Source organism: Paraburkholderia sediminicola, assembly GCF_046026895.1.
Taxonomy (GTDB): domain Bacteria; phylum Pseudomonadota; class Gammaproteobacteria; order Burkholderiales; family Burkholderiaceae; genus Paraburkholderia; species Paraburkholderia sediminicola_C.
In genome coordinates this window covers 17419-29420 of the sequence record NZ_JAQQEU010000043.1, presented here as the reverse complement: position 1 = coordinate 29420, position 12002 = coordinate 17419, and the positions used below count along the sequence as shown (strand labels likewise).

The 12002-nt window shown below is 64.6% G+C and carries 11 protein-coding genes; 8 read left to right on the top strand and 3 right to left on the bottom strand.

The window, feature by feature from the left end:
* The first annotated feature begins 22 nt into the window (after nt 1-22).
* Nucleotides 23-1351, top strand: coding sequence for an aspartate aminotransferase family protein (locus tag PQR02_RS25935; RefSeq protein ID WP_408237901.1), 1329 nt, complete (start codon nt 23-25; stop codon nt 1349-1351).
* A gap of 33 nt (nt 1352-1384) precedes the next feature.
* On the top strand, nt 1385-1939 hold the full coding sequence (locus tag PQR02_RS25930) for a carboxymuconolactone decarboxylase family protein (protein ID WP_408237898.1): 555 nt from the start codon (nt 1385-1387) through the stop codon (nt 1937-1939).
* A gap of 237 nt (nt 1940-2176) precedes the next feature.
* Here the strand turns inward: PQR02_RS25930 and PQR02_RS25925 are convergent, their stop codons facing one another.
* A complete protein-coding gene (locus PQR02_RS25925) occupies nt 2177-2485 on the bottom strand; it encodes a DUF4148 domain-containing protein (protein WP_408237974.1) in 309 nt (102 codons plus the stop codon).
* A 372-nt stretch (nt 2486-2857) separates the two neighbouring features.
* Between PQR02_RS25925 and PQR02_RS25920 the strand changes: the two genes are divergently transcribed.
* The 4 genes from PQR02_RS25920 (at nt 2858) to PQR02_RS25905 (ending at nt 6442) form a co-directional block, all read left to right on the top strand.
* A complete protein-coding gene (locus PQR02_RS25920) occupies nt 2858-3283 on the top strand; it encodes an OsmC family protein (protein WP_149669253.1) in 426 nt (141 codons plus the stop codon).
* Between the two features lie 165 nt (nt 3284-3448).
* Nucleotides 3449-4087 carry a TetR/AcrR family transcriptional regulator gene (locus tag PQR02_RS25915; RefSeq protein ID WP_408237894.1) on the top strand — a complete coding sequence of 213 codons (639 nt, stop codon included), beginning with the start codon at nt 3449-3451 and terminating at the stop codon, nt 4085-4087.
* A gap of 31 nt (nt 4088-4118) precedes the next feature.
* On the top strand, nt 4119-5693 hold the full coding sequence (locus PQR02_RS25910) for an MFS transporter (protein WP_408237891.1): 1575 nt from the start codon (nt 4119-4121) through the stop codon (nt 5691-5693).
* A 476-nt stretch (nt 5694-6169) separates the two neighbouring features.
* A complete protein-coding gene (locus PQR02_RS25905) occupies nt 6170-6442 on the top strand; it encodes a YodC family protein (protein ID WP_408237888.1) in 273 nt (90 codons plus the stop codon).
* Nucleotides 6443-6587: 145 nt separating this feature from the next.
* On the opposite strand, the gene PQR02_RS25900 is transcribed toward PQR02_RS25905, so the two are convergent.
* Nucleotides 6588-6896, bottom strand: a complete 309-nt coding sequence (locus PQR02_RS25900; RefSeq protein ID WP_408237885.1) for a superinfection immunity protein — start codon at nt 6894-6896, stop codon at nt 6588-6590.
* A gap of 162 nt (nt 6897-7058) precedes the next feature.
* On the opposite strand from PQR02_RS25900, the gene PQR02_RS25895 reads away from it, so the two are divergent.
* Together PQR02_RS25895 and PQR02_RS25890 are read left to right on the top strand one after the other, a co-directional pair.
* Nucleotides 7059-8522, top strand: coding sequence for a M20 family metallopeptidase (locus PQR02_RS25895; protein ID WP_408237882.1), 1464 nt, complete (start codon nt 7059-7061; stop codon nt 8520-8522).
* A 98-nt stretch (nt 8523-8620) separates the two neighbouring features.
* On the top strand, nt 8621-9724 hold the full coding sequence (locus PQR02_RS25890; protein ID WP_408237879.1) for a malate/lactate/ureidoglycolate dehydrogenase: 1104 nt from the start codon (nt 8621-8623) through the stop codon (nt 9722-9724).
* An 82-nt stretch (nt 9725-9806) separates the two neighbouring features.
* On the opposite strand, the gene pdeR is transcribed toward PQR02_RS25890, so the two are convergent.
* Entirely contained in the window at nt 9807-11810 is a 2004-nt protein-coding gene (pdeR, locus tag PQR02_RS25885; protein WP_408237876.1) for a cyclic di-GMP phosphodiesterase, read from the bottom strand.
* Nucleotides 11811-12002: the final 192 nt, after the last annotated feature.

Genomic DNA, 12002 nt, shown 5'->3' with positions numbered 1-12002 from the left:
GCAACCATCAGGAATTGAGACCATGTCCACTGTCTTTCATCGTTCGCCGAAGCAATCGCTGCCCGTGGCCGTCGCGGGCGACGGCATCGAGATCATCGACTCCACCGGCAAGCGCTATATCGACGCGTCCGGCGGCGCGGCCGTCTCGTGTCTGGGCCACAGCAACCAGCGGGTGATCGACGCGATCAAGCGCCAGGCGCAACAGTTGCCCTATGCGCACACGTCGTTCTTCACGACGGAGCCCGCCGAGGAACTCGCCGAGCATCTGGTGGCGCGCGCGCCGGCCGGGCTCGAACACGTGTATCTCGTGTCGGGTGGGTCGGAGGCGATCGAGGCTGCGCTGAAACTGGCGCGCCAATACTTCGTCGAGACGGGCGAGACGCAGCGCCGCCACTTCATCGCGCGTCGTCAGAGCTATCACGGCAACACGTTGGGGGCGCTGGCGATCGGCGGCAATGCATGGCGCCGCGAGCCGTTCCTGCCGATCCTGATCGAAGCGCATCACGTCAGCCCGTGTTACGCGTACCGCGAGCAGCGCGCCGGCGAAACCGACGAAGCGTTCGCGCAACGTCTTGCCGACGAACTCGAGCAGAAGATCCTCGAACTCGGTGCCGACACGGTGGCCGCGTTCGTCGCGGAAACGGTGGTGGGCGCGACGGCGGGCGCGGTGCCGCCGGTGCGCGAGTACTTCCGCAAGATTCGCGCGGTGTGCGATCGCTACGGAGTGCTGCTGATTCTCGACGAGATCATGTCCGGCATGGGCCGCACCGGTTTCCTGTACGCGTGCGAAGAGGACGGCGTGGCGCCGGACCTGCTGACCATCGCGAAGGGGCTCGGCGCGGGTTATCAGCCGATCGGCGCGACGCTGGTGAGCGACCGGATCTACCAGGCGATCGTCGGCGGCTCGGGCTTTTTTCAGCACGGTCATTCGTATATCGGGCACGCCACCGCGTGCGCGGCCGCACTCGAGGTGCAGCGCGTGATCGCGGATGACAGGCTGCTGCCGAACGTGCTGGCGCGCGGCGAGCAGTTGCGCGGGCGGCTGCACGAGCTGTATGCGCAGCATCCGCATATCGGCGACGTGCGCGGGCGGGGACTGTTCGTCGGCGTCGAACTGGTCAAGGACCGCGAGAGCAAAACGCCGTTCGACGCGACGCTGAAACTGCACGCGGCGATCCGGCGTGAAGCGTTCGCGCGCGGCTTGATGGTGTATCCGATGGGCGGCACGGTCGATGGCAAGACCGGCGATCATGTGCTGCTCGCGCCGCCGTTCATCTGCACCGAGCGCGATATCGACGAGATTGTCAGCCGGCTCGCCGACGCGATCGACGGCGCGCTGAACACCCTCTGAGCCATCCGACCCAACCGCAACCTGCGAACGATGATGACCGAGCGTTTGCCTCACTTCGACCCATCCGACGCCACGCCCGAACAGAAGGCCGTGCTGGACGAAATTCTGTCCGGCCCGCGCGGCAATCTGAACGGGCCGTTTCTCGGCTGGATTCACAGCCCGGAACTGGCGCAGCAGGCGCAGCGCCTGGGCGCGTTCTGCCGCTATCGGACCGGCTTGCCGCTGCGTCTATCGGAGCTGGCGATTCTGGTGACCGCGGCGCGCTGGCAGGCGCAGGCCGAGTGGTACATCCACTATCCGATCGCACTCGAGGCGGGCGTGGCCGAAGCGGACGCCGAGGCGATCCGGCAGGGACGGCGCCCGGCCTTCGCGGAGGCCGACGACGCGCTGATCCATGACTTCGCGAGCGAGTTGTACGACACGAGGCGCGTGTCGGACGCGCTGTACGCGAAGGCGGTCGAGCGGTTCGGGCATCAAGTGGTGATCAACCTGGTGGGCCTGCTCGGCTACTACGCGCTGGTGGCAATGACGCTGAACGTGTTCGGGATGCGGGCGGTGGGGCAGGAGAGCTTGCCGTTTGCTGAATAGCGGGTCGCGTGGCCGAGGCATTGGCTCGGCTGGCGCTTTTTTGGAGAACAACCCGCTTTGGCTTGCGCGCGGCGCAACCCGCAAACATGCGGGCGAGCAAGACGCAGCGCGCACGGTGCATGGCGCAGCGCAAATGAAAAACGCCCCGGTTGCGAATTGCAACCGGGGCGTTTCTACCTGCTACTGCCACATCACGCGCCTTCACTAACTACTCCGCCCACCGCGGGGCCTGGCAGCTTACTGGCCGCGATAGGTCGAAAACAGACGCTGCTGCACCGAGGACGACGCGCCGGCCGCCGACGAACCCGCGTTCACGCCACCCACGTCCTTCGAACCCTGCGTCGACGCAACCACCGCGTCAGCTTGCGGCACGGTCTTCGGATAGTCGGTGTCGTTCTGATACAGGAGGCCCGCCTTTTGCGCGGCCACGAGTTCAGCGCGTACTTCGGCACGCGTCACCGGACCGTTGTTCGCCTGCTGGGCGAACGACATTGCCGGAACAATGAGAGCGGATGCGACGACAACGGCGGAAAGAAGCGATTTCATGACGACCTCCAATATTCGATTGTTGAGAGATCGGGTGGAATCCATGTCCCGATCCGTTGAAAAGAGTCTATTGTTTGTGAGGTCGGCAAAAAAGCGGCTTTGCAAGGAAAGATTGTTACTGTTTTTGATGTAATGTTCGACGATGTCTTTCGTGGCATGGGGTTGCGGGATCGTCACGACGCAGGCACCCGGAAGCGCCTATGATGAAGTTCGGTCCACGCCCGCGCCTGCGGCGCCGCGCGACACGCCCGAAAGAAGCCACTCGGGGACTGGCGACCGATGCCTGAACCGCGAACATCCGGGCGAGACCGTCGCGGCGGACATCATCTTCGGTCGTCAAGCACGCGCAGCAGGGCACAACAGGAGAGAGCGATGAAGCGCAAGGCATCAGCAGTCTGGCAAGGCGGCCTGCAAGACGGCAAGGGCTCGATTTCCACCGACAGCGGCGTCCTCAAGGAGACCCAATACTCGTTTGCGACACGCTTCGCGGACGGCATCGGCACGAATCCGGAAGAGCTGATTGCGGCTGCGCACGCGGGTTGTTTCTCGATGGCGTTGTCGGCGGAACTGGGCAAGGCCGGCATCACGCCCGAACGCATCGGCACGACCGCCACCGTGACACTCGACAAGGACGGCGGCGGCTTTACGATCACCGCGGTGCATCTGGATGTGGCGGTGAAAATCCCCGGCGGCGACAAGGCCGCGTTCGACAAGGCCACCGCGGACGCGAAGGCAGGCTGTCCCGTGTCCAAGGTCCTGAACGCAACGATTACGATGGACGCGAAACTCGAAACCTGAGTTCGCGCGCTTTTTCAGCCAGACGTCACGCGATAAGGCCGGCGGTGGAGCAAGCTCCTGCCGCCGGCTTTTTCTATGTCGATCGGCAGGCTGCGCAACCCCTTGGCCGTTCCCTACGAAAACCCGGCCTTGATTTGTTGAACGGTTAGTCATAATATCAAGCCCATGAAGCAATCTGGTCCTTTCAAGCAATCCGCGAAAAAAGCCGGCGAAGTGTGTCCACGAGGCAGGCCGCGCGAGTTCGACACGGACACCGTGTTGAAAAGCGCGAGCCAGGTGTTCTGGCACCACGGCTACCACGCCACGTCGATCGACGACCTGTGCAAAGCCACGGGACTGTTGCGCGGGAGTCTGTACGGCGTGTTCGGCGATAAGCACGGCATCATGCTCGCCGCGCTGGAGCATTACGCGGAAGGCTCGGTCGCGCGGCTCGCCGAGCGGCTGAGCGCGCCGGTACCGCCGGAAGAGGCGCTGCGCAACGCTTTGCTGCATTACGCGCGGGCCGCCTGCGCGCTGACCGGCGAGCGCAGTTGCTTCATCACCAACACCACGCTCGAAATGCAGCCGGGCGACGAGGAACTGCGCGCCCGGGTTGCGGCTATCCAGCGCCGTATGGCGACGCTGCTGGCGGCGTCGGTGATTCGAGGCCAGGCGAGCGGCGCATTCAATTCGACGCTCGACGAAAAAGCCGTCGGCGATTTCCTGCTGTGCGTGATGCAGGGGCTGCGCGTGTTAGGGCGGGTCGCTCACAAGGAAGACGCGCTCATCGAGATAGTGGACGTCGCGATGCGCGCGCTCGTCTAAATTTTTTTGCCTAGTTTTTGAACGGTCAGTCATGAATAGCGAAGCGATCAAGTCCGCTCCTGCGGCATCTGTTGGTCCAGCGCGTGCGCTCGTGGGCGCCGTGGCCTGTCCGGGGACGGTGGCCGCCGGCATGGCTGCGGCCGTGTCAGCGGAAAAGGCCGCGGAAAAATCGGCGGAAAAAGCCGCGCCGCACTTCGAACGCCAGGGTCTCGCGCTCGCGGTGCTGTTCGTCGGCGCTTTCCTCGCGCCGCTCGACTATTTCATCGTCAATCTCGCGCTGCCGTCGATCCACACCGGCCTCGCCGCCACCGACGCGCAATTGCAGCTCGTAGTCTCCGCCTACGCGTCCGCGTACGCGGTGCTGCTGATCACGGGCGGCCGTCTCGGCGATCTGTTCGGCCGGCGCCGAATGTTCATGACCGGAATGGCCGCGTTCGTCGCCGCCTCGGCGCTATGCGGCCTGGCGACCAGCGGCCACATGCTGGTGATCGCGCGGATCGTGCAGGGCATCGCCGCCGCGGTGATGGCGCCGCAAGTGCTCGCGACCATCCGCGCGGTCGTGCCGCTGCATCAGCAGACCCGGGTGATGAGCCTGTACGGCTTCGTGTTCGGGCTGTCGTCGATTGTCGGTCAACTGGGCGGCGGCGCGCTGATCACGTACCACCCGTTCGGACTGGACTGGCGCATCATCTTCCTGATCAATATTCCGATCGGCATTGCGGCGTTTGTCGGTACGTGGAAGTTCGTGCCGGAGAATCTGCCTGCCACACGAACCGGCGTCGACCTGAAGGGCGTCGCGCTGCTGTCCGTGGTGCTGCTGCTGGTGATATACCCGATGACGCACGGCCGCGAAGCCGGCTGGCCGGCATGGACTTTCGTGATGTTCGCGCTCGCGGTCCCCGCGTTCGCGCTGTTCGTGGCGACCGAGCGGCGTGTCGAGCGCCGCGGCGGTCATCCGCTGGTGGACCTGCAACTGTTCCGCAACCGCGCGTTCGCGCTGGGGCTGGTGCTCGCGTTCCTGTTTTACTGCAATAGCGCGTTCTTCCTGACCTACGGGATCTTCCTGCAAACCGGCCTGCACTGGACGCCGCTCGCGTCAGGCATGGCGATCATGCCGTTTGCGATCGGCTTCGTGATCGGGCCGCTGACGTCTCCCGCGGTGATCAAGCGTATCGGTGGCCATGTGCTCACGCTCGGTTTCTCGATGATGACGCTCGGCTTCACGATCACCGGCTGGTCCGCGACCCAATCCGCTACGCCGGATCTGCTGTTCTACGCCGGGCTGGTGTGCGCGGGCGTCGGCCACGGCTTGCTGCTGCCGTCGATCATGCGCATCGTGTTGCACGAAGTCGCGCCGGAGAAAGCCGGGCTGGCGTCGGGCGTGGTGTCGTCGACACTGCAGATCGGGTCGGCGTTCGGCACGGCGGCGATCAGCGGCGCGTTCTTCGGAGCGATCGGCGGCAGCGCGGCACCCGGGGCGTACGCGCACGGGTTCCAGATCAGCCTCGCGATCAACGCGCTGCTGATGTTCGTGTGCATCGGTTTGAGCGTTTCGCTGGTGCGGCATCAGCAACTGGTGCTGCGCCGTTCCGCGCAGCCGGCTTGAAAATAGGACGGTGGTAATCGTTTTCAACCGTTGGTTTGCGCACATTATCGAGCGCATTAAATAACGGCATAGTAAGCCGGTTATTTACCCGTGGTTTTTTCCTTCATGGGTAACTTTCACGTCGGGACGACTGCGATAAACCCCGCGCTGCATTTGAGCCACGTTTAGATGTGAAGAATGTGCGGAGATTTTGTACTGAGTAGTGAGGCGTGCCCGGAGTGATTGGCGCCATAGTGCAGTGCGGCATGGCGGGCGGGTGGCAGCGGGCTTTCAGGGATTTTCCTGGTTTCAAACAACGCGGGCCGACATTGAAAGCCATTCCAGCGTCGATGAAAACGGTATCAATAAAAAACGCTTGCCGCATTTAAATTCGGTTGTTAATCTTTGCGAACTTTAGAGTCCTCCCTCGCAGGTCGAATGTCGAAAACCCGGCGCGCTGACTTAAATAACGCTCAAAGGTTCCGTAGGGGAATAATATGCTGACCGCTACCGTTGACGCATTCCACACACCGGCAGCCACCCACTTCAATGTCGGCGACGTCGTGACGTTGAAAGCCGGAGGCCCGCGCATGACCGTCACCTATGCAGGTCCGGTCGCCCTCAATCCGGGCCACTGGCTGATCTGCGAGTGGTTCGACGAACACGGCGAACTGCGCCGCGAGATGTTCGCTCCCGCCAGTGTGCGAGCCGAGCCGCGCTCGATTCCGGCTGGCTCCGTGCAATCGCAACGGGTTGGCCGTGCCGCTTGAATGGATTGAATGAGCCGAAAGGCGGTCGATAGATCCGGCCGCGTTTCGGGTGAACCGCTGCGGCCAACTCCAGCCCAGCCGGCCCCACCAAGCGGGCCGAGCGCTCTCCGACTGGCCACCTCCCGGCCCGAGCGCACCAGCAGAATCAATCTTCCTGACGGTTCCGCGCCGACCCGCGTTTCTGCACGCGCAGCATGAGCGCGGACGAAAACGCTCGCATTCGCACGATCTTGCGCGTCTGCACCACCTCGCCAGCGACGTTCTTCGGCGGGTTCGGCTGCAACGACCAGTAGAGCGCGAGCAGCCAGCCAAACCCGGTCCAGCCGACGCACGCATTGAAGAGCGCCAGCGTCAGCAGGTCGTGACGCTTGCGGCGGTCCGCGAGAAGGGCGGGCAGAAAATACAGCGCCAGCGCGGCCACCGCGCCGACTACCTGGATCACGTTGCCATGCATGAGAGGGCTCCTGAGACGCGCTCCATGGCGCGATTGTCGCGCGAATGGCCGATCCGCGCTCCGGCGCCTGCGGCGCGCCTGCGTGCGCCAAGGGGTTCAGCCGATCCCGCATCCGGACTATCATGGCCATTTCGACCGAACCGAACCGCCAGGACCGCCATCATGATTTCCGACGATACGACCCAGCAGACGCAACGCCTGAACCCCGAAACGCTGCGCGAATTCGTGGACCGCAAGTGGAACGACGAGATCGTGCCCGCGTTGACGGATTACATCGCGGTGCCGGCCAAGAGTCCGGCGTTCGATCCCGACTGGGTCAAGCACGGCTATCTGGAGCGCGTGATCACCGACGCCGCGCAATGGGCCGAACAGCAGCCCGTGCGCGGCCTGAAACTCGAAGTGATCCGACTGCCCGGCCGCACGCCGGTGATCTTCTTCGAAACGGCCGCGACCCGTTCGGGCAGCGAGGAAACCATCGTGCTGTACGGCCACCTCGACAAGCAGCCCGAATTCGACGGCTGGCGCGCCGACCTCGGCCCGTGGACGCCGAAGCTCGAGGACGGCAAGCTCTATGGCCGCGGCGGCGCCGACGACGGCTACGCGATCTACGCGAGCCTGACGGCGCTCGCCGCGCTGGACGCGCAAGGCGTCGAGCGTCCGCGTTGTGTCGGCCTGATCGAAACCTGCGAGGAGTCCGGCAGCTACGATCTGCTGCCCTACGTCGACGCGCTGCGCGAACGGCTCGGCAAGGTGGGTCTCGTCGTGTGCCTCGATTCGGGCGCGGGCAATTACGATCAACTGTGGTTCACCACATCGCTGCGCGGACTCGTCGCCGGCGACCTCGAAGTGCAGGTGCTCGACGAAGGCATCCACTCGGGTGGCTACGGCGGGATCGCGCCGTCGAGCTTCCGCATCATGCGGCAGTTGTTCGACCGGCTGGAGGACGCCGCCAACGGCACGCTGCTGCCGAGGGGTTTCCATTGCCCGGTGCCGTCCGACCGTCTGCGCGAAGCGGAAGCGACCGCGCAGATTCTCGGCGACGACGTCTGGAAGAAACTGCCGTGGGCGTGCGGCCAGGACGGCCGTCAGGTGCTGCCCACCACCACCGACCCTCAGCAAGCCTTGCTCAATTCGACGTGGCGTCCGTCGCTGTCGGTGACCGGCGCGGCTGGGCTGCCCGCGCTCGCCGATGCCGGCAACGTGCTGCGCCCGCGCACCGCGTTCAAACTGTCGCTGCGTCTGCCGCCGCTGATCGAAGCGGAAAAGGCCGTGGCCGAACTGAAGGCGCTGCTCGAATTCGATCCGCCGTACAACGCGAAGGTGACATTCAAGCCCGACGCGGGCGCAGCGAGCGGCTGGAACGCGCCCGACCTCGCGCCCTGGCTCGCCACCGCGCTCAACGGCGCGTCGCGTCGCCACTACGGCGCCGATGTCGCGTACATGGGCCAGGGCGGCACGATCCCTTTGATGAACGTGCTGAAGGCGGGCTTCCCGAAATCGCAGTTCATGGTGTGCGGGGTGCTCGGGCCGAAGTCGAATGCGCACGGACCGAACGAGTTCCTGCATGTGCCGTACGGCAAGAAGCTCACGGCCGCGGTCGCCGAAGTGATCGCCGCCGCGCCTTGACCGCCTTGAGCGCCTTGAGTGTTGTGGCCCGAGCGTCCTGCTTCGCTCGGGCTTTGACTGATGCGCTGTTCAAACCCGTCACTGACACCGACCATTGAATGACCCATAACGCGACTGCTCAACCCGCCACCCTCCGGATTCCGGCCGATCAACTGCATGCCTACGTGAAGGCGATCTGGGAGCAGGCGGGCAGCACGCCGCGCGAAGCGGAACTGGTCGCGGATCATCTGGTGGCGGCGAATCTGACCGGACACGACTCGCATGGCGTGGGGATGATCCCGCGCTATGTCGCGTCACTGGCCGATGCGCAACTGCAACTGAATCTGCATGCCGAAATCGTCAAGGACGCCGGCGCCGTGTTGACGGTCGAAGGCGGCAAGGGCTTCGGCCAGGTGGTCGCGTTCGAGGCGATGGAGCACGGCATCGAGCGCGCCAAACGGCTCGGCATCTGCGCGGTCGGCTTGCGCGGCGCGCATCACATCGGGCGCATCGGCCACTGGGCCGAACAGTGTGCGCGGGCTGGACTGGTGTCGTTTCACTTCGTCAACGTCGCGGGCGATCCGCTCGTCGCGCCGTTCGGCGGCGCGGACCGGCGCATCGGCACGAATCCGTTTTGCGCGGCGTATCCGCGGCCCGGCAAGCCGCCGCTCGTGCTCGACTTCGCGACCAGCACGGTGGCCTACGGCAAGATCCGCGTGGCGTACAACCAGGGCAAGCATGCGCCGCCCGGTGCGTTGATCGATCATCAAGGCTTTCCCACGCTCGAACCGAAGGTCATGCACGAAGCGCCGTTCGGCTCGCTGACGCCGTTCGGCGGCCACAAGGGTTTTGGGCTTGCGGCGATGTGCGAGATTTTCGGCGGGGCGCTGTCAGGCGGCTTCACGACGCACGCGGATACGCTCTGCACGACCCATGCGATCATCAACTGCATGCTGTCGGTGATCATCGATCCTGCCGCATTCGACGCCCCCGATGCGCAAGCGGAAGCGGATGCATTCATCGCCTGGGTGAAGGCTTCGCCGCTCGCGGCGGGCACCGAACGCATCTACGAACCGGGCGAACCCGAACGCGTGACACGCGCGCAACGGGAGGCCGCTGGCATCCCGGTGGACCCGGCCACCTGGACGCAGATTCGCGACGCGGCGCTGGCCGTCGGCATGAGCGATGAAGCAGCGGCCCGCTGGAGCGCGCGGTTGCAATAAAGGCGGCGTGGCATGCGCGGACGCGGCGTAGCCGATGCGCATGAGCCGAGCAGGGGCATCGGCCCATCGAGCCGCGGGAAGCTCAGGCGATCAGCCGGAGCCGCTGCCGATCCTGCATCCAGCGTTCGAATTCGGCGACCGGCATGGCGCGGCCATACAGGAAGCCCTGCACGTAGTCCACGCCGAGGCCCTTCATGAACATTTCTTCCGATTCAGTTTCGATGCCTTCGGCGACCACTTTGAAATCGAGTTCCTGGGCGACCGCCACCATCGAGCGCACCAGCGCTTGCGCCTTGGTGTCGGCGTTGATGGAGCGCACGAAGCTGCGGTCGAGCTTGATGACGTCGAGCGGAATGCGGCCCAGTTGCGACAGCGACGAGTAGCCGGTGCCGAAGTCGTCCAGATGAACCTGCGCGCCGAGCTCACGAAACTGCGTGATGAGTTCGATCGCGGCCGCTTCGTCCTCGATCAGACAGCTCTCGGTGAGTTCGAGGTCGAGCAGGCAGGGGTCGAGTTGGGCGTGCTGCAGCGCCTCGGTGAAATGCCGGACCACGGCGGGGTCGGCCAGTTGCCGCGCCGACACGTTGATCGCGACGCGCAGGTTATAGCCGTCCGCCTTCCATCTGGCAGCCTGCTTCGCGGCGGACTCCATGACCCAACGGCCCAGCACGCCGATCAGCCCGGATTCTTCCGCATAACGGATGAAGTCCGCCGGCATGATCTGTCCGCGTTCCGGCGAATTCCAGCGCACCAGTGCCTCGGCGCCCTGCACCGTGCCGCTCGCGAGCGACAGCTTGGGCTGGTAATGCAGCGTGAGGTGGCCCTCTTCGAGACCGCGCCGCAGATTCGTGTCGAGCCACATGTATTCGGCGACGCGGCGGTTCATGTCCGGCGAGAACACGCGATGTGTGCGCTTGCCGGCGTCTTTGGCGACGTACATGGCCGTATCGGCCGAACGGATCAGCGATTCGAGGCTGTCGCCGTGCTGCGGATAGCGCGCGATGCCGATCGAGCAGCCCGTGTAGACCTCGACGAGCCCGACGGCGAACGGCGCGCGCATGCGTTCCAGAATGCGCTGCGCGGTGGCTTCGAGTTCGTGCGAGGTGCCTCGCGCCGCGAGCACGATGAACTCGTCGCCGCCGAGCCGCGCGAGCGCGTCGCCCTCGTTCAGGCAGCCGCCGATGGCCGCCGACACGTCGCGGATCAGGTCGTCGCCGAACACGTGGCCGTAGTGGTCGTTGACCTTCTTGAAGTTGTCGAGATCCAGGAACAGCACGCCGACTTCTTCGTGCGGACCGGCGTGTTCGATTGCCGCGCGGATCTTGTCCTGGATCGCGTTGCGGTTGGACAGGCCGGTCAGCTCGTCGGTGTTGGCGAGTTCGGTGAGCCGTTCCTGCGCGAGTCTTTGCTCGGTGATGTCCGTGCCCGAGCAGATCAGGAGTCGTTCGTCGGCCCCTCTGCCGCTGTGGACGAATTTATTGCGGAACAGAAACAGCCGTTCGCCATGCACCGTTTTGATGCGCCGTTTCACGTCGTACGGCACGCCGCGCTCGAAGACGTCGGCGAAGTTCGCGCTGGCGGCCGCATCGTCCTGGGACGGCATCAACAGCGCCCACGCGTTGCTGCCGATGATGTTTGCTTCCTTGATGCCGCTGAGTTCTTCGGCGAGCCGGTTGAAGCGTTGTATCCGGCCATGCCTATCGACGATGACCACGACCGAATTGACTTCGGAGACGACCTGCTCGGCAAACGAGAGGCCCTGCGCCAGATCGCGCACGACCGACTCCGTGTCGTCGTAAGCCGACGCGGTGCCGGCCCAAGTGTCGCTATTGAGTTTCTTACCGACGAGATGCAGGCGCAACGGTGCGCCTGCGAGGTGCACGTCGACGACGATGTGCGAAGTCACGCCAGTGAGGCAGCGGATTTGCGATGTTTGTTGGGGATTCAGTGCAATCGCGACATTGGCAGGCACTTCGCCGGTCACGGGCGTGAGTTCGAGTGCGTTGCTGTCGGCCGACAGACGCCAGCAAGGGCTGCTTGTGCCGAACCGCGCATAAAGCAACCGGTCGTGTTGGTCGTCGTTCATGAAATCCCCGGGCGGTGTGTGCCGGTAGTCCCCGTCAAAGCGCGAGGCGGCATACAGTCTTCATACTTAAGACTGCCCCCATTGTAGCGAAGCGGTGGAATTCGGGCTTATAAACATTAACGGTCAATCGTTCGAGAGCTTGAGGGTTTTTTTCGGGCGGGTGGGGCCGCTATCCGTATGGTGTCGCGGGCT